The following is an 18,388-nucleotide window of genomic DNA, read 5'->3' as shown; positions in this document are numbered from 1 at the left end:
TACTGACTTTATCTAGATCTTTTATTGCTTCTTGCACTTTTAAAGAAAAGATTACAATCTTTGACTTCTTGCCAAGCTTTATTCCGTATATCTTCAATAGCCCTCTTATTGTTCCCATAATTTGCTCTCTGCAATACATTAACTGCCTTCTACTTCCGAGCGCTACCTTAACTTGACAAGACTCATCTGATTTTACTAATACCTCTTTATACAGCCCAGCTCTCATCATTTGTGCTATACCCCTTGCATCATTTTTATCGTTTTTATTGATTCTCGCAGACAATGCTGCTGCCATATGCCTCGCATCTACACAAATTACTGGTAATCCAAAGCTCCTTAACTCTTTGCACATCGATATTGACAATTGCCCACTTTCTATTCCTATGGATTCGTATTCTCTGCTTTGACTAAGCAGAAACTCAGCTATTGCACTGCTCTCACTTGCAACAACTTCTTCTTTAACAATTTTTCCTTTCTCATCAACGATACTAATAAAAGTTTCTTTGAGTGAGATATCTAACCCGCTATAATATTTCATGAGACTACTCCTACTGTAAAAGTTTAAATTATTTTTGAAGAACCAATTCATTGAATTTGTTACTTCGTGCTAAAATAATGGAGTATGTCTCTCCATCATTCAATCGCAATTACAGTATGTTGTTTATGGGTAAAATTATGCATTAAGCTAGAGTACGTTTGAGTAAGGTTGGAGAAAAAGCAAGGTCTTTGAGCAAGAAAATTTGATTTATGTTTTCTTAAGTTAAAGTTAACCTGATGAAGTTTGTATAATTTATTGTTGGAGTTTTTTTTGTTCTATTTTTACTGTAAGTTCAATCTGCTCTATCTTTGGTCTTTTTTTCTTAGTTTTGCGGCAAATCTAATATTTTTACTACTTAATGGAATAACTTGCAGAAAGTGGAGATATAATGCTAAGGCAGAGGAGCTCAGACAGTTATCTTAAACAATAAAGAAATACTAAAGGCAAAAGATACGCTTGCGTAGTTCGAAAGCTTTCTATAGGATAAGCCTCACCTGATTTACAAATAGAATTGTTATGTTAGATGTTTGCTATTTATTCTTAAGCTCATTTTAACAGCATTTTGCTTTTTTTAGTATGTAGGGGTTTTCTAGGAATTATCCTACTGAATTCTATGATATTATTTTTTGTAACATTGTTATACATATCATGATAATAAGAGTATTTATCCTTATTTTTGACCTGCAGGCTCAATCAAAAAATCAGTAAAAAACTCAAATATTTATTGGCAAATTACATAAAAATTATAGCGGCTTTTTAAATTTTTTCTACATTCAGCCAAATCACGCTTGTTAGCACATTATCAATTTAAATTATTAAAACTCGTTACACGGGGACTTTTTTGCTTGGTAAATTTTTTAATATTTGTAGCTAAAGTAATTTTCGAGAGGTGTTATGTAAGTAGCTGACACACAGCTGTACGAGCATTCATTTTTGAAAGTAAATTGCGTAGCAAATGGTGTCATCCGAGTAGCTGACACTGGGATCCATCTCTTAATACAGCCTCATCAAAAATGTTGTGTTTTAACATAAAATTAACTGCTTCTATGCTCATAAACTTAATATCCAATCAAATTTCCTGGATCCCAGTGTCAAGCACTGGGATGACAAGGGATGGACTACTCGAATAACACCTTTATGGTGGCTTAAGTCACAAGTTCGTGCAATGATGGCGCTCCTTAAAGAAGCACCATTTGCTAATGTTTTGAAGCTTTAATGCTTATTATGCGCATGTATTTGTTGTTGTATTCCATGTTTTACCATCAGGGCAAGCAGTTGCACCATTTTTACAAATCACACCACCTGGTACTATTTTTGAAACAACTACAGGTGCACCAAAAAACACAGCAGTAAATGCACCAAGTGCAAAAAGCGCTGGCCATGGCATTCTGCCAAATATTGCCAGCAAAGCTGCACCTATTATCACTATTGTAATCATAGGCCCGCCTATACCGTGAGTATAGCCTACTATTTTGCATATTGTATTGGTTGTTGCATCATCAGTAACAGCAGCAGCAAAAGCATTATCAAATGCAAAGGAAAGAATTAAAGCTACAAGTAGAAGAAAGTTTTTCATTATGCCTCCGTATTTAACGCTGGATTATCTATCATTTTGATTAAATTTAAGTAAACGGTGAGGATTTTTTGCTTAAAAGTATGCTTTATTTCATTTAGAATACTTTTCATAGTTTATTTATATTACAAGTGCTACAGAAATTTTATAGTATCGTTTATTGCCTTTATCGTGCTTTAATTGACACAATTTATAATGATGGAGTGGAGCATGCAGGGTATCTATCATTTTTAATCCTGTTATCAATATTTCCTTTTCTTATTGTTTTAATAGCCATGGCATCAACGTTCGCAAATTTCTTAGATCAATACAATGTCGGCTGGGCATTTATTATTGATAACATGCCACAGGATATTTTATCATCTTTGATGCCACGTATTAGGGAGATAATATCAGGCCCTCCGCAAAGCTTATTAACCTTGGCAATTGTAGGCGCTGTTTGGACTGCCTCATCGACAATTGAAGGATTTAGAACGATATTGAATAAGGCCTATAAAGTTCCGGTTTCATCGCCTTATATATGGAGAAGGGTGCTCAGTATATTACAATTTTTAGTAATTACGCTTGTTACAACTCTGACTATAGTATTTTTTACATTAGTGCCAATGTTAATTGATTTTTCTTACCAAGGGCTAAGTTATACTAGATATTTACTTATTGAGTTTGTGCTTTTTACTATAGTATCTTGGCTATATTTTACATTGCCAAACATAAAGCAAAACTTATCAGACGTATTTCCCGGATCTTGTGTGGCTGTTATTCTTTGGACGATCTCTGCTTCAGCTTTCAAGCAATATTTAAAAGCTTCCTTTGATCAACTGAATTTGATATATGGAAGTTTAGGTGGTGTGGTAGTATCGTTACTATTTTTTTATGTGCTAAGTTTGATTTTTATATATGGAGCAAAATTTAATTTTCAGCTAAAATATTTCAATGGATCTTGCTAAGGAGAAAGAAATGGGTAAGTTAGAAGGTAAAGTAGCTTTAATTACCGGGGCTTCAGGTGGAATAGGCTCTGCTGTTGCAAAAAGGTTTGTAAGAGAAGGTGCATGTGTGATTCTGATTTCAAGGTTTATCGATCACCTCAAGCCACTGTATAATGAAATTGAAGAGCTTAAAGAAGGCTATGTGAAACTAATTCAGCTTGATCTTTTAGACTTTGAAAACGTAGAAAAACTGGCAAATATGATAGAAAGCCCAAAATTATCAGAATCTGGCACACTTGATATACTGATTACATGCACTGAAATTTTATGTAAGTTGAGCCCTGTTCACGATTGTGAGCTTGAAGATCTACAGAAGGTAATGAATACAAATTTTACTGCCAGTTGGTACTTGCTAAAAAATTTGGGTCCTATACTAAAAAAGTCTAATGCTGGAAGAGCGATATTCATGACCTCAAAGATAACACTTTCTCCTTCCTCTTATCCATATTGGATGCCATATGCTGCAAGTAAAGTTGCACTAGAAGCAATGGTGAAGATATGTGCATCTGAGACAAAACATACGAATTTGTGCATAAATGCCGTGTATTCGGAAGAGCCTATCGATAGTGAAATGTATAAGCAAGCATTTCCGGGAAAAGATATATCTGAATTGGTGCCACCTGATAAACTGACAGACAAATTTGTGGAACTTGCTTCTGAAGATTGTAGCATATCAGGACAAATCTTACCACTTAGCAAATCTCCCGAGTAAATTACCATAGTATCTGCAAAGATACCGTTAAGCCCACAACTGTATGAACATTGTGATTTGAGTCCACTAGGAAGGATGTCATCCCAGTGCCTCTATGGTGTCATTCCAGTCTGGAATCTAGTCTTTATTGTGCGGCCACTTATTTAAAGTTAAGTTTTCTGGATCCCAGACTGGGATGACACCTCTGGGCACTGCCGTCATAAAGGAACCAGTGTCAGCTACTTGAATGACATCATTTGCTGTGCAATTTACCTTCAAAAATGAATGTTTGTACAGCTGTGTGTCAAGCACTGGAATCTGCCACGCAAATTGCAATGTTTGTACAGTTATGCGTCAAGCCTAAAAGTAGTTAGCTAATAGGTTTAATAAAAATTCACATATACAGGAAAGATTGGTAACATTACTTGAATAGAGATCGTTATTGTAATTATGCCAAAACGCACAGATATAGAATCTATATTAGTAATAGGAGCAGGCCCAATAGTTATAGGTCAGGCATGCGAGTTTGATTATTCTGGAACGCAAAGCTGTAAAGTATTAAAAAGTGAAGGTTATAAAGTCATTTTGGTTAACTCCAACCCCGCAACTATAATGACAGATCCTGAATTCTCTGATGCAACTTATATTGAGCCGGTACTACCTGAAATCATAGAAAAAATTATAATTAAGGAGAGGCCAGACGCAATATTACCAACAATGGGAGGGCAAACAGCACTTAATTGTGCAATAAAACTTGCAGATGATGGAGTGTTAGACAAATACAACGTAGAATTAATAGGGGTAAATAGAGAAGCAATAAAAAAAGCGGAAGATAGAGAATTATTTCGCCAATCCATGGATAAAATAGGGCTAAAATACCCCAAAAGTATCATTATAAAAAATCAAGAACAAATAAAAAAGGCTTCGGATTACATTGGATTACCAGCAATCATCCGTTCATCATTCACTCTTGGTGGCGCAGGTAGTGGCATAGCATACAATAAAGAGGAGTTTTTCAATATCACAGAAAGTGCTCTAAAAATTTCACCAATAAATGAAGTTCAGATAGATGAATCAATTATCGGCTGGAAGGAATATGAAATGGAAGTTATCCGTGACTGCAAGGATAACTGTATAATAGTGTGTTCAATAGAAAATGTTGATCCAATGGGAGTGCACACCGGAGATAGTATCACAGTTGCTCCTGCTTTGACTCTGCGTGATGCTGAATATCAACAAATGAGAAATGCATCTATAGCAGTGCTGAGGGAAATTGATGTTAGTGCCGGTGGTGCAAATGTTCAGTTTGCAGTGAATCCTAAAGGAGATGGAAGCCTCGTTGTAATTGAAATGAATCCAAGGGTTTCTCGCTCTTCTGCACTTGCCTCAAAAGCAACAGGCTATCCTATTGCAAAAGTTGTCACTAAACTTGCTATTGGCTATTCGCTCGATGAAATACGTAACGACTGTGCTCCAATAATACCAGCAGCATTCGAACCAGTGATTGATTATATCGTCACTAAAATTCCTCGATTTGAGTTTGAGAAATTTAAGGGGACAAATTGTGAATTATCAACCTCCATGAAATCAGTGGGAGAAGTGATGTCAATCGGCCGTACTTTTAATGAGTCACTGCAGAAAGCTTTTCGCTCACTTGAAACAGGGCTCATGGGACTTGATGAAGTGTTTTCTGAAGACACAGATATTAAATCTCAGTTAGTAAAATTGCTGCCAAACAGATTACTGATTGCTGCTGAAGCAATGCGCCACGGAATTAGCATAGAAGAAATAAATTCGATTACAGGTTATGATTTATGGTTTTTGCAAAATATACAGCAAATTATATTAGCTGAACAAAAAATCAAGGAAAACGGCCTTCCTGAAACTGCATATGAAATATTAGAGCTGAAAAAAATGGGCTTCTCAGATGCAAGGCTCGCAAAGTTAAGTAATAGACCTACCTCTGTCATCCCAGCTGGGATCCAAGAAAAAAATAGGTGGATTCCAGTGTCACGCACTGGAATGACATCAGAGCAAATTGAAGCAATGAGGAAAAAATTTGGTGTTAATCCAGTTTATAAACGTGTAGATACCTGTGCAGCTGAATTTGAATCGAGCACTGCTTATATGTATGGATGTTATGAGGGAGACATTACAAACAGGACAGAATGCGAAGCGGACATTTCTGACCGAGAAAAGGTTGTCATTTTAGGAAGTGGTCCAAATCGCATTGGTCAAGGTATTGAGTTTGATTATGCATGCGTTCATGCAGTTTCTGCCACCAAAGAAATGGGATACGAAACAATAATGATTAACTGCAATCCCGAAACCGTTTCAACTGATTATGATACCGCTGATCGTTTATATTTTGCACCACTCATTGCAGAGGATGTGCTTGAAATACTAAGTAAAGAGCAAGAAAATGGCACACTAGTTGGTGTAATAGTTCAAATAGGTGGTCAAACGCCTTTAAAATTAGCCAAAGTGCTGAACGAAAGAGGTTTTAATATCTTGGGTACATCTTTTGATTCTATTGACCTTGCAGAAGATCGCATGAGATTTAAAAATCTTGCTTTGCAACTTAATTTAAAACAACCTGAAAATTCTATCTGTCATTCAGTGGAAGAAGCGTTAATCAACGCAGAAAAGGTGGGGTTTCCATTAGTAGTGAGGCCATCCTATGTCCTTGGTGGTCAGTCTATGTCAATTTTGCATGATATTGATAGCTTCAAAGAGTACGTCCTGAATCACACTAAAATCTTTGAGCATGGTTCGCTGCTTCTTGATAAATTTTTAGTCAATGCAGTTGAGGTTGACGTTGATGCTGTATGTGATGGGGAAAGAGTTTTCATTGCAGCGGTTATGGAGCATATTGAAGAAGCTGGTATCCACTCTGGCGATTCAACATGTTCAATACCGACAAATACATTGAGTGACGAAGTAATAAAAGAGATCGAGCTCCAAACTGAGAGAATAGCATTAGCATTAAAAGTGAAAGGTCTGATAAACATTCAGTTTGCTGTTCAAGAGAGTGATGTATACATACTTGAAGTGAATTTAAGGGCTAGCCGTACAGTTCCTTTTATTTCCAAGGTAATCAATATTCCTATTGCAAAGCTTGCCACTCAGGTTATTTTGGGTAAAAAATTGAATCAGGAAAACAAGCCTTTCAATCATTTTGCAGTTAAAGCTGCTGTTTTTCCATTTACGCGTTTTTCGGGAATTGACACTTTACTTGGTCCTGAAATGAAATCAACAGGAGAAGTGATGGGAATTGACTTATCTTTCGGAGCTGCACTTGCAAAAGTGCACATGGCTGCAGGATACAAGTTACCAACAGAAGGAACAGCTCTGGTTTCAGTAAAAGATGATGATAAAGAGTATATATTGCCTGTTGTACGAATGTTGAAAGAACTGAGTTTTGAAATATATGCCACCAAAGGCACAGCTTTGCATCTGAACAATAACGGCATTGCTGCAAAAGCTGTAAATAAAGTGAGAGAAGGCAGACCCCACATAGTTGATATGCTCAAAGATGGAAAAATAAACCTAGTGATCAATACCTCAAAAGGTGTAAAGTCAGTCTCAGATAGCAAAGATATCAGGAGAACTGCTATTTTGCAAAATATAGCTTATAGCACCACAGCTTCTGGGAGTAAAGCGTTAGCGCTTGCAATTCAATATGTAAAGAATAGCAAATTGGAAGTGAAATCATTACAGCAGATACAAAATATTTAAATATCAAGACTATAATAAATTATTACTTATTTCAAAATGAGGATCGTGTAAGCTAAGGAGAGAGAAATTTAATTAAAGGATTTTTGTGTCAGTATCAATATATAACTGCCTTGAGCGTTTGTTGAAAGGCTTTGTACTAATTTTCTTGATTCAAACAATATGCTAGACTTTAACTTAAAAATCTTTGTAAGTGATCACGACTGAAAGGTGTTTTCATGCATTTTTTACCTGAGTGCAATAAGTGTAATTCATTGAGTTTCCAAATTGATAATGAAGAAAAGCATTACTCGTCTAATAAAAGCAATTCAATACTCCTGTGAAGGAATAAAATCAGCTTTTGTATCAGAAGTTGCGTTCAGACAGGAGTTACTGCTTTTTATAATATGTGTTTCAACTTTGTTTGTTTTAGATGTAAGTAATTTAGAACGTGCAGTAATGGTAAGTAGCCTATTTTTGGTGTTAATTGTAGAAATTATTAACACTGCTTTTGAAACAATAATTGAGCGTATTTCCAGTGAACAACATATACTTTCAAAAAAAGTGAAAGATCTAGGTAGTGCAGCAGTTTTTCTCTCATTAATTAACTTCTTGATAACATGGATGATAATATTGATATGAATGTTGTTAAGATATATTTTCAAATTCACCGATTAAGACTTGCATGTCTTGTGGTAAATCAGAAACAAATTCTATATATTCTTTACTTTTTGGATGATATAAGCCTAGCGTGTGAGCATGTAGTGCCTGTCTATTGAAATTACGGATAAAGTCAGAGTTTTTAGCATGTTTTTCACTTTTACTACTATTTTTTCCGTAAACTTGATCACCAACTACAGAATGTCCTATGTGGCTCATGTGTACTCGAATTTGGTGTGTTCTGCCTGTCTCTAAAGTACATTTAACCAGGCTTGCTTGCCCTATAATTTTCTTCACTGAATAATGAGTGATTGCTAATTTACCTGCTGTTTTTGTGACACACATCATTTCTTTATTACTGCGTTTTGGAGCAATATGGGTTTTTACTGTTCCTTGCAGATTAGGTAATGCTCCCCAAATTACTGCTAAGTATTCCCGTTTTATTTTACGATTTGATAGCAGTTCAGACAAGAAGCTGTGGGATTGTTCATTTTTTGCAATTACCATGAGTCCACTAGTATCTTTATCAAGCCTGTGAACAATTCCTGGTATTGTATTTATATATGGAATTTTGCCAAGGTGAGCGATCACTGCATTCAGGAGTGTATTATTGTTTGTTCCAGCACCTGGGTGTACTGTTAATCTACTTTGTTTACTCAGAACTATAATGTCCCCATCTTCGTAGATGATATCAAGCTTTATATTATAGTTAGGTTCAATTGATGTGGATATGTCAGGTTGAACGAGATGTACTATATACTCTTCACCTGGTTTTACTATGTGGTCATTATTAATTATCGGCGTGCCAAGTAATGTTACCCGCTCATCTTGTATCAATCTTTGTGCTTTACTGCGTGATATGTTACACTTTTTAGCTATGTAAATATCTAGCCTTAATTTTTTTTCGTCACTATTAACATTTAAGGTTATATCTATGGTCACTACCCTGCGCAAGCTACTTTGAATGCTGCATGAACATCTGGATTCACAAAATCAACTTTTGTACTAGGTTGAATTTGAAGGCCGTCTTGTTTTTTAATATGGCAAATTGTTTGAGAGCCATCTTTCCAGTAAATTATTATTTTATTATCAAAATCCCGTAGCGTTAACTCCCTCTTTTCTTCTTTTTTATCTTTTTCTTCTAGCTTAATAGACTCTAATAAATAATATAGAAAGTCACTTGCTTTACCGTTAACTTTTTTTCTCCATTCATCCATTTTTTCTTGTTCAGATAATTCTTTTTCCAATTTTGCATTTTCTTGCTCCAGCTCTTTCATCCTTTTTTTTGATTTTAATAATCTATGTTTTTCTATTGCTTTTTTCTCTTCATCTCGCTGTTTTTCAAGAGAAGTAGCAGTAATACTGCCTTCACTGCTATTAGGTTCATTTGATTGAGTCTGTTTATTCTTTAATTCTGCTAGCTCATCTTTTACTTTTTTTAGTTCTTCTTCTAATTCGTTCTTTATCTTTTCCGCTTCTTCTTTTTGTTTTTCCAATGTATCTATGAACTCACGATCATCGCTAATTGTTCTTTCTCCAGATTGAAAAAAGCCAACTAATCTGCTTGGTTCAAATCGCTCAACCTTATCTTCAGCGATTTTAATAGTATTCTCTAAACTAGAAAAAATGCTTTCAATTTTTAGTGAATTTGTTCTTTTTGCCAGCTCTTTAGCTTCGCTTAAAATGACCATCATTTCCTTACGCAACTTATCTAAATCTTTTTTGATGTCTCCTCTAATTCCTTGTAGATGAACAAGTGTTTCTTGAATTTCATCATTTGCAGGTTTTAGAAGTTTGCTATCAAGTAGATCTTTAGCTTCATCTAAGCGCTTATCAAATGAGTCAACAATTTTATCTGTAAAATTAGTCAAGTGCTTATCTAGTAATTTTATTAATCGAGATATTGGATCATTTTCTTCCTCATCTTTTGTCTTTTTTTCCATTACCGATACAAAACCACCTCTTCTGCATGGAAAGAGAATATCTAAATTATTAAATTTTTTAACAATATTATGATTATTGTTTATCTTATTGGTTTTTAGCTTGCTGAATGTTATACATATTCCAACGATAGCAATGATACTAGCCAGTACAACTGGAACCCATTCCAAAGCCTGAATATTGGCAAAGCTCAATCTATTTTGTATTAACGCACCAACTATAATTACAGCACTAATTACATATGGTATGGTAAGAAAAATGGCCTTATTTTTATTCTCTTGTATTTGATTATCTAATATTTTTTTCTGATTTTCAGAAATTGGCAAAACTATTGAAAAGTTTGCTTTTTTGGAATCTATAAGACTTAAATTTGGTTTTATCTCTATTTTCAGAGCATTTTCAGCGATTTCACTCATCTCGTTGTCTTTGCCACCTCTAATTTTATTATTTATTAATTCCTCTATCAACTTTTCTCCTTCTTTTATCTCCTGCTTATGCATATATCTCATAGCAGAAGAGGCTACAAAAGTTGTTAAAAGAATAATAGAAACCAAAGTGTAAATTGGCATGAATGTTGGGTTAAAAATATCTGTAATAAACCTTAGATCATTATGGGTTATTATTATTGCAGCTACATAAGCCAAAGAAAATTGAAGCCAAATATTTACAATCGCTATGGGTAGAGTGTTACTTACAGAATATTTCTTTGTTGCACGCCATAACCTAGGAAAAAAACCAATAGCATCATCTATTTTGGCAAAATTATGATCTACTTTAACATTGAAAGGATTTGTTGTATCTAAAGGCATAAATTTCCTTGCATCCTAATTAAGTAATTATATATAAATGATACTTTAAAAACAAGTTTTTGGCTTATGCCAAGGACGATTAGAACGGACTTTCTAACCTTATGCCACTATTTGCTAGCCAAACAGAGTGTGTGCCATATGCCTCTAAGTCAGAGTATTTGATGATTTTAGTATTGCAAGCTGGATAGTTAACTTGCTTAACTGAATTACTAGATCGACATTGTTACAATTTTCTAAAATATCTTCTCTTTTATGAGCTAGCAACACTGACTTATTATTTCCTTTATTATATGTACAGTCATAATCATTACATTTTAGCCTTTTGTTTGAATTACTGAATTTAGTATGATTCACAATTTGATTCTGCCAGTTTTGCTTTGCCCACGTTTTGACAACAAAATTTCTGTTTTTTCTAGTAAGGGAATATAGTAAATTGTCATCTTCTTTTACAGCAAGATTATCAGCACTGACTAGAATGTCAGGAGTTGTATACATAGCGCTAGAGAAAATACCTAGCACAATAAAGAAAATTCCAAAGAAACGCCAATTCCTTTCCCACAAGCATAACCATAATAGCCCAAGCGTTATTATAATAATTAATGAGGCAGGAAAAGTGCGAATAGGAATAACCAAATACTGAAGACTGGCAATTGCGTTTGTTATATATAAAACGCTGTCAATTGGGCGTTCCATGAGAGGCGTTATAATCTACTGAGTACCTAAAGGAATCAATAAACATAGATTATTCCAAGTGGAATAATAATGAGTGTAACTATTGGTATAGCAATCAAATTTGTGATAATGCCACTGATTGAAAAATAGTTAAAATTGTATATTGTGTACGGAACAGTTGCTAAACTTGCTATTATTGAGCTGATCATTATCGACACAAAATATTTTATTATTTTTATTTTGAATAACTTATTAGCATTGATCTGATAGCTGGCAACTAGTGCCAAAACAGCAGAAAATGACATTTGAAAACCTGGCTTTAAGACTGCTTCTGGCTCCACTATGAGTATCACCGAAGCAGCAAACGCAATTGCTATTAATCCTCGATATTTCCTTTCTATGATTATTGCAACAAGTACCAAGATCACCATGATGTAGGCACGCTGAGCAGAAATTTGCATACCGGTAATCAACAAATAAAAGGTAGTTGGCAAGATAGTAAAGAATGCAGATATTTTTTTAGTGTTATATTTAAGAGTCAAAGTTTCAGATATTGCAAATAAATTACGGAATACTATAAAAAATAGACCAGCAACAAACGATAAATGTAAACCAGATATAGCGAATAAATGTGCTATACCTGAATCTCGTATCGCATTCATAGTTTTTTGATCTATCCCGTCTTTTTTGCCAATTAATAATGCAGAGATTATGTCCGCGTGTGGCTTTTTGGTATTTTGCTGTAGGTTTTCATAGATATATTGACGGAAAGATTCTATATACTCTTGAAATTTTCTTGCTTCAGCCTTTTTGTACAGGACTATTTTGCTTGTTGCAAAGCCTGTTGCACTTATTTTCTGATAATATGCTATTCTTGCAAAATCATATGCATATTCCGAAGGCGCAATTTTTGGAGGAAAGAGTTTTGCTGATAATTTTACTTGATCCCCTATTTTAATGCCTTCTTCCGCTTTGGTTTTAACTGATATTCTGATGTTATCCAGCTTGAACTTCGTGTTTTTTATTTCATAAAGCAAAAATTGTTTATATGAGCTCCTATCGTTAATATCCTTCACTGTAGCAACAATATCTTTCACATACCTTTCCTTATCAAGAATGTGAGTATTAACTGAATCTGTTCTGAATTTGCTGGCTGTAAATCCTATGAGCACTGCAATTAAAGAAATGCATAATATTGCGTATTTCCTGTATAATATTGCAATCAGAATTAGTATAGGTGAAAGCAAGAGAAAAATAGATATAGTGAAAGCACAGCTTGGTTCAAAATTTAATGAGAAATATGTTAAAATTCCTGCACACTGAAAAACAGGGAACCACAATATCAAGTTATATTTTTCATTGCACAGATTGTTATGTATATAATTTACTATCATGTTAAGAAAGGTTAATAGATATATAAATATATGTAATAGTGTGATTTTATTCTTTTATTTATTATTATTGCGCATATAATAATAAATAAGCAACGACGCGGGATGGAGCAGCTCGGTAGCTCGTCAGGCTCATAACCTGAAGGTCGTAGGTTCAAATCCTACTCCCGCAACCATCTTTCAATTGTACAAACATCGCGATTTCTCTTATTATAATAGCAATGGTATTTCTGACTCAAAGCTTGTTTTTGACCTGTAGGCTCAATCGCAACATTCAGTAAAAAACTTAAGGTATTTATTGGTGAATTACATTAAATTATAGTGGCTTTTTTTATTTTTTCTACATTTAGCCAAATCACGCTTGTTAGTACATTATCAATTTAAATTATTAAAACTCGCTATTCGGGACTTCTTTTGCCTTTTTTCTATTTGGTTGGATGATTTTATAAATTAATTAAAATATTCATAATATTGATTTCTTATCACAACAATGCTATTATTAAGCTAATATTACTTTTAGTGAGGTATGAGCAATGGTTGATGTAGCTTTTATTGGCATAAATACAGTTATTGATAACGGATACAGAAGAAAAATAAACTCGTTATGTCATGATTATTTTTAGCTGTGTCAGCAGCAACTGCCGTCTGGTTTATCTTTCCTGAATCACAAAATCTACTTGCTCCATTCTTGCTTCCAGCTATATTCCTTCTCTTGACTCTGTCTATGGGATATTATACGTTTCTTTTTGGTTGTGAGAAAAAGTCTGTAGAGAAAATGTTCTCGGTATCTGCTGAGTCAGTTAAGAGAGTGAATTGCCAAGACGGAATCGGATTTTTGCTAGCAGAAACAAGAGATATTACAAAAAATAAGTTTTGTAAAGTATAGCCCTTCCCATAATAGTCCAAAAGGTCATAAGAAAGAAGAATCGACAGCATGACGAAAAGATTTGAATAAAGGAATGTTTTTCCTGGTTCTGTTTTTTATAGCAAACCAATAATGTTCAATTTTGTTAAAATCTGGAGAATATGGAGGAAGATATAAAATTTCTGCGCCAACTCCTTTAGCAAATCTTATTAGACTTATGAAAAGTAGCATTATCAAGGATAACAGTTTGTCCAGGTTCCAAAATCGGTGTCAGAAACTGCTCAAACCATTTATTAAAGATATCCATATTGCAGTGGTCTTCAAAGGTTAACGGAGCAATTATTTTTCTTCCACTTAAGGCTGCAACCATGCTAATTCGTTGAGTTTTCTTCCCAGATTTTAGGGCATAAAACCGCTGTCCTTTCTGGCAATACCCATAGGTTCAGTGTTATCAATGCCAGACTCATCTATATAAACTAAGTTTTGAGGTTCTTTTGTTGCTATAATTTTCAAAAATTCAGCGCGTTTTTCTTCGTTTCTTTCTTTGTATCCATATGTCTTTTTTTGCGTGTGAGTCCAATTTTTTTAAGAGCTCGATGAATTGTTTGTCTACTAATATTGCCCCAGCATCTCTGACTGAGTTTTGCCACCTTGCTCATTTGCAAATTCGGCAAATGCATTCCAGTCGGTAATTTTATGCCACGCTTCCAGGCTTTTTTGACTGAAAATCTCCCGTTTTCTCACGTCTTTTCTTCCACTCATATAAAGTTGTTTTTCCGATCTTAAATCTCTTGGCAACAGTTTCTCCACTCTCTCCTTCATCCAATGCTTCCATTACCTTTTTTCTTAAGTCATAACTATATGCTACTGGCATCCTTACCTTCCACTACTATAAAACCTTATTTTCCTCGTTTGGACTATTATGAGAAGAGTTATACAGTACTGAATGATGTTGCAAGCACTCAGTTTGGCAATATTATCGATTTAAGACGAAGTTAAGATTTCGATTTTTTATTCAAACTCTTCTGAAAGTTTTTATACATATTGAAGACATCTTGATAATTTAGGTGAGTGTAAACTTGAGTAGTTTCAAGGCTTGAGTGGCCAAGCAGCTGTTGTATTGATCTTATGTCAATATCTTCCTGAAGCAAATGAGTAGCAAAACTATGGCGAAATGCATGTGGAGATAAAATTTCTGGTAAGTTTAAAAATCTTCTTATTTTTTGCAAACGATTAGCAACATAAGTTCTTCCCAATTTTTTTCCTCTTACCCCCACAAAAAGATGTCCCGCTTCGTCAAAGTGGGGACAAGCTTTTATATATTTTTGTATACACTTTTTTACTACTGGAAGAATAAATACCTGCCTTTGTTTATCTCCCTTACCTGTTACTATTAAACTTTCATTGCTAATATCACTAACCTTAAGATTCAGTGCTTCAGTGATTCTTAAGCCCGCACCATATAGCAGAACGACAATTGCAATTTCTCTTTTTACCACCCAAGGCTCGCCTAGATCAGGCAATTTCATTTCTTTCAATAGAGTTTCTATGTTAGATATTGAAAGTGCTTTAGGTAGAGTTCTTCTCTGAATTGGCCTTGATAAAGAAAATACCGCTTCATTATTTATTTCATAATTGTTTTTTATATATTTGAAAAAATTTCTGATTACTGACAATGCGCGAGTGTTAGATCTCGCATTTACACCTCTTGCATAACGAGAGGTAAACCAACTTCTCAGTTCAGGTATGCTTAATTTTTCTAAAGAGCCAACATTTACTTCTTCACCAATGTGAGTATTTAGGAAACTTATAAGATCTTTGAGGTCCCTCATGTATGACTCCAAAGTGTTTGGTGAGTAAGACCTGTTGTACTTTAGCCAATCATACCATTTTTCAATGATTGAACCGAGGTCCACAGTTACTTTTTAAAGAAAGCATCGATGCACGCATCCCTAAAGGCTTCATTTATATCAGGATGAGAGTGACAAATTCTGTATATATCCTCTGCTGCTGCACCATATGCCATTGCAACCGCTGCTTCATTGATTAGCGTATCAGCGTATGCTCCTATGATATGTACACCGAGTATTGTATCTGCTTTGCTACAAGTCAGAACTTTCACGAATCCCTCAGCATCGTCAGTGACTTTTGCTCTACCGTTTGCAGCAAATTGACATTTACCAACTTTATACTTTCGACCAGCACTTTTTAGTTCTTCTTCAGTTTTACCGATTGAAGAAACTGCAGGGTGGGTGTAAATGACTGACGGTATGATTTCATAATCAACGTGAGGCAATTGCCTTGCTAGTATCTCTGCAACTGCCACCCCTTCTTCCTCAGCTTTGTGAGCAAGCATTGCTCCACCAATCACATCACCAATAGCAAATATTCCTTTTACGTTGGTTTCATAACTATTGTTGACTTTAATAAAGCCACGACTGTCTTTTTCTATTTTTTCAAGACCCTCAGAGCATGGTTTGCGTCCTGCTGCCACCAATACCTTATCCGCCTCTATAGTATTTGTTTGATTATCTTTTACAGAGCAAACTTTCACACTCAAAGAGTTACTACTTTGTTTTATTCCCTCAACTTTAGTGCTAAGTAAAAATTTTATTCCTTGTTTTTGTAGACTAGAAAGTAGAGACTTACTTAATTCTCCATCCATTGCTGCAGCGATTCTGTCAAAAAATTCTACTACAGTGACTTCAGACCCTAGCCTCCTCCATACAGAAGACATTTCAAGCCCTATTGCCCCGGCTCCGATTACGACAAGTTTTTTTGGTACTTCAGTTAAAGACAATGCACCAGTTGATGAAATAATACTTTTCTCATCGATATTAATTCCTGGCAAAGAAATAACGTCAGAACCGGTTGCAATTACTATATTTTTTGTCTTCAGCACCTTACCTTCAACTGAAACTTCAAGGTTGCCTTGATCAAAAGAAGTAATTTTTCCAAGTCCATTGATCTTAGTAATTTTGTAAAGGTTAAACAGATATTCTATGCCTTTTCCAAGTTCCTGAACTCTAGCGTCTTTATAGCCTATCATCTCTCTCAAATCGAGACTTACATCCTTAACTTTTATGCCAAGTTTTGATAGATTATTTTTCGCGCTAGCATACTGATAAGAGGAGTGGAGTAATGCTTTTGATGGTATACACCCAACTCGCAAACACGTGCCACCAAAAATGCTATTTTTGTCTATACAAGCAACTTTGAGTCCAAGTTTTGCAGCAGCAATAGCGCATTTGTAACCACCTGGACCACCACCTATAATAATCAAATCATAATCAGTCATAAAAAACAAACCTATTTTCTAAAGAATAAACACCATTTCCTTCAGTCGTTATATACATCTTGCCATGGGTAAATACTGGAGCATGAAACACATTACCGGGTATTTTAATTACCCTTCCTGTACTTTCAGATCCAGGAAAAGCAAATATTGAACCTTTATTACTTGTTACCCAAAGCGTATGGGCATACATAATTGGAACAAACAATTGCACATTCTCTATAAAATCAGATGTCCAAACTGTTTTTCCACTTTGTATGTCGATGCCAATTACCTTATTATCTTTAGTCACCATGAAAATTCTTCCGCCTTCTTTTTGTTTCTCTGCAGGAATAAGAGGGCTATAATATGACTCAATGTTTGATATACTTTTTACTTGTAGTGGCCTTGACCATAAAATATTTCCTGAGTTTACGTCAATGCTATAAATATAAGAGTTGCTCATAGCTATTAAGATATTATCGTGTACTCTAGGTGTAGTAGTTACATCTGTAAGCTGTGTGTCTAAAAGATTTGTAGCTAATTTTTGGCTCCATAGTTTTTTACCTTCTTCATTAAAAGCTATTAACTCGCCATTTGAAAATGGTGCCATTATTTTATCATTAGAGACTGCTGGTGAGATGGAATATAAACCTCGAACCTCATTTATACCATTTTGATAAGCCCAAATGGGGCTGCCATCTTTTATATCAAATACATGTAGATAGTTATCAATAGTCAATACTACCAACTTATTGTTTATTACTATTGCTTTCCCTCTTGCCGGAGCTCTTAATTCTTTTTCCCATTGAATCTCCCCTGTTTTCGCATCTATTGTGTGTAGAATGTTATCCACTACAAAGAAAACATTTTCTTTGTAGCTCGATAAACTCATATTACCAATTTTTTTCCTACTTGAGAGGTATAATTTCCAATTTATAACTCTTGGGTTATCGATATCAAAGGAATATAAGGTACCGTGCTTGTCTGGTAAAATAACGCTATTTTCTGTAAGTATTGGAGCTACATATCCTTGAGATAATTTTTTATCTACTAAACTTATTCGTTCGCTTGCCATTGTATAGTTACTATACAATAACATTATCATGACAATTATTATTTTCATTATTTAGTGAAAACAAGATTCATTAATATACATACTAGAAACGTAAATCACAACGAAAATGTTCTTAATTGTGGATCAAAAGCATTAACGTAATGTCATGCCATTATGTAAAGATTCTCTTACTGTAATAATTTTTATCAAGTATTGA

12 protein-coding genes, 1 tRNA gene and 2 pseudogenes are annotated in these 18,388 nt (G+C 34.6%); 6 read left to right on the top strand and 9 right to left on the bottom strand.

What is annotated here, in order from left to right:
• Both OUY_RS00995 and OUY_RS00990 read right to left on the bottom strand, forming a co-directional pair.
• On the bottom strand, window positions 1-538 hold a 538-nt coding region (locus OUY_RS00995), incomplete at its 3' end, for an IS110 family transposase (protein ID WP_167481342.1).
• A 1,222-nt stretch (window positions 539-1,760) separates the two neighbouring features.
• Entirely contained in the window at window positions 1,761-2,114 is a 354-nt protein-coding gene (locus OUY_RS00990; protein ID WP_010405591.1) for a TrbC/VirB2 family protein, read from the bottom strand.
• A 128-nt stretch (window positions 2,115-2,242) separates the two neighbouring features.
• Here OUY_RS00990 and OUY_RS00985 point away from each other — a divergent pair, with 128 nt between their 5' ends.
• The 4 genes from OUY_RS00985 (at window position 2,243) to OUY_RS00965 (ending at window position 8,144) form a co-directional block, all read left to right on the top strand.
• Window positions 2,243-3,058, top strand: a complete 816-nt coding sequence (locus OUY_RS00985) for a YihY/virulence factor BrkB family protein (protein ID WP_007302309.1) — start codon at window positions 2,243-2,245, stop codon at window positions 3,056-3,058.
• The gene (locus tag OUY_RS00980; RefSeq protein WP_139686456.1) at window positions 3,045-3,809 is read left to right on the top strand and encodes an SDR family NAD(P)-dependent oxidoreductase; all 765 of its coding nucleotides are present in this window, start codon (window positions 3,045-3,047) and stop codon (window positions 3,807-3,809) included. Before OUY_RS00985 ends, OUY_RS00980 begins: the two co-directional genes overlap by 14 nt.
• Before the next feature lie 429 nt (window positions 3,810-4,238).
• Window positions 4,239-7,526, top strand: a complete 3,288-nt coding sequence (gene carB / locus OUY_RS00970; protein WP_139686455.1) for a carbamoyl-phosphate synthase large subunit — start codon at window positions 4,239-4,241, stop codon at window positions 7,524-7,526.
• 270 nt (window positions 7,527-7,796) lie between these two features.
• A complete protein-coding gene (locus OUY_RS00965; RefSeq protein WP_064085518.1) occupies window positions 7,797-8,144 on the top strand; it encodes a diacylglycerol kinase in 348 nt (115 codons plus the stop codon).
• Between the two features lie 6 nt (window positions 8,145-8,150).
• On the opposite strand, the gene OUY_RS00960 is transcribed toward OUY_RS00965, so the two are convergent.
• The 3 genes and pseudogenes from OUY_RS00960 to OUY_RS06730 form a co-directional block, all read right to left on the bottom strand.
• Window positions 8,151-9,104 carry an RluA family pseudouridine synthase gene (locus OUY_RS00960; protein WP_139686454.1) on the bottom strand — a complete coding sequence of 318 codons (954 nt, stop codon included), beginning with the start codon at window positions 9,102-9,104 and terminating at the stop codon, window positions 8,151-8,153.
• Complete coding sequence (locus OUY_RS00955; RefSeq protein WP_139686453.1) at window positions 9,104-10,912, bottom strand: coiled-coil domain-containing protein; 1,809 nt, start codon at window positions 10,910-10,912, stop codon at window positions 9,104-9,106. Before OUY_RS00955 ends, OUY_RS00960 begins: the two co-directional genes overlap by 1 nt.
• A gap of 45 nt (window positions 10,913-10,957) precedes the next feature.
• Window positions 10,958-12,978: pseudogene (locus OUY_RS06730) on the bottom strand (ComEC/Rec2 family competence protein).
• A gap of 96 nt (window positions 12,979-13,074) precedes the next feature.
• Between OUY_RS06730 and OUY_RS00945 the strand changes: the two are divergent.
• Together OUY_RS00945 and OUY_RS05980 are read left to right on the top strand one after the other, a co-directional pair.
• Window positions 13,075-13,151: transfer RNA gene (locus tag OUY_RS00945), tRNA-Met, on the top strand.
• Window positions 13,152-13,699: 548 nt separating this feature from the next.
• A complete protein-coding gene (locus tag OUY_RS05980; RefSeq protein WP_179943625.1) occupies window positions 13,700-13,861 on the top strand; it encodes a hypothetical protein in 162 nt (53 codons plus the stop codon).
• Between the two features lie 24 nt (window positions 13,862-13,885).
• Here OUY_RS05980 and OUY_RS00935 read toward each other — a convergent pair.
• From OUY_RS00935 to OUY_RS00920, 4 genes and pseudogenes are all read right to left on the bottom strand, one after another.
• A pseudogene (locus OUY_RS00935) lies at window positions 13,886-14,714 on the bottom strand (IS630 family transposase).
• Window positions 14,715-14,835: 121 nt separating this feature from the next.
• Window positions 14,836-15,756 (bottom strand): tyrosine-type recombinase/integrase, encoded by a 921-nt coding sequence (locus OUY_RS00930; RefSeq protein WP_139686452.1) that lies wholly within the window; start codon window positions 15,754-15,756, stop codon window positions 14,836-14,838.
• Window positions 15,757-15,758: 2 nt separating this feature from the next.
• Window positions 15,759-17,138 (bottom strand): dihydrolipoyl dehydrogenase, encoded by a 1,380-nt coding sequence (lpdA, locus tag OUY_RS00925; protein ID WP_010401379.1) that lies wholly within the window; start codon window positions 17,136-17,138, stop codon window positions 15,759-15,761.
• Window positions 17,131-18,240, bottom strand: coding sequence for an outer membrane protein assembly factor BamB family protein (locus OUY_RS00920; RefSeq protein WP_139686451.1), 1,110 nt, complete (start codon window positions 18,238-18,240; stop codon window positions 17,131-17,133). Before OUY_RS00920 ends, lpdA begins: the two co-directional genes overlap by 8 nt.
• Between the last annotated feature and the right edge of the window lie 148 nt (window positions 18,241-18,388).

It is taken from the genome of Wolbachia endosymbiont of Leptopilina clavipes (assembly GCF_006334525.1).
Lineage (GTDB): Bacteria > Pseudomonadota > Alphaproteobacteria > Rickettsiales > Anaplasmataceae > Wolbachia.
The sequence above is the reverse complement of the archived record's forward strand: the minus strand, read 5'-3'. Positions and strand labels throughout refer to the sequence as shown.

What these genes read in the sequence shown, in the direction of transcription:
- OUY_RS00990 (WP_010405591.1), bottom strand. Translation starts at nt 2,114, where the DNA reads ATGAAAAACTTTCTTCTACTTGTAGCTTTAATTCTTTCCTTTGCATTT.
- OUY_RS00980 (WP_139686456.1), top strand. Translation starts at nt 3,045, where the DNA reads ATGGATCTTGCTAAGGAGAAAGAAATGGGTAAGTTAGAAGGTAAAGTA.
- carB (WP_139686455.1), top strand. Translation starts at nt 4,239, where the DNA reads ATGCCAAAACGCACAGATATAGAATCTATATTAGTAATAGGAGCAGGC.
- OUY_RS00965 (WP_064085518.1), top strand. Translation starts at nt 7,797, where the DNA reads ATGAAGAAAAGCATTACTCGTCTAATAAAAGCAATTCAATACTCCTGT.
- OUY_RS00955 (WP_139686453.1), bottom strand. Translation starts at nt 10,912, where the DNA reads ATGCCTTTAGATACAACAAATCCTTTCAATGTTAAAGTAGATCATAAT.
- OUY_RS05980 (WP_179943625.1), top strand. Translation starts at nt 13,700, where the DNA reads ATGGGATATTATACGTTTCTTTTTGGTTGTGAGAAAAAGTCTGTAGAG.
- lpdA (WP_010401379.1), bottom strand. Translation starts at nt 17,138, where the DNA reads ATGACTGATTATGATTTGATTATTATAGGTGGTGGTCCAGGTGGTTAC.
- OUY_RS00920 (WP_139686451.1), bottom strand. Translation starts at nt 18,240, where the DNA reads ATGAAAATAATAATTGTCATGATAATGTTATTGTATAGTAACTATACA.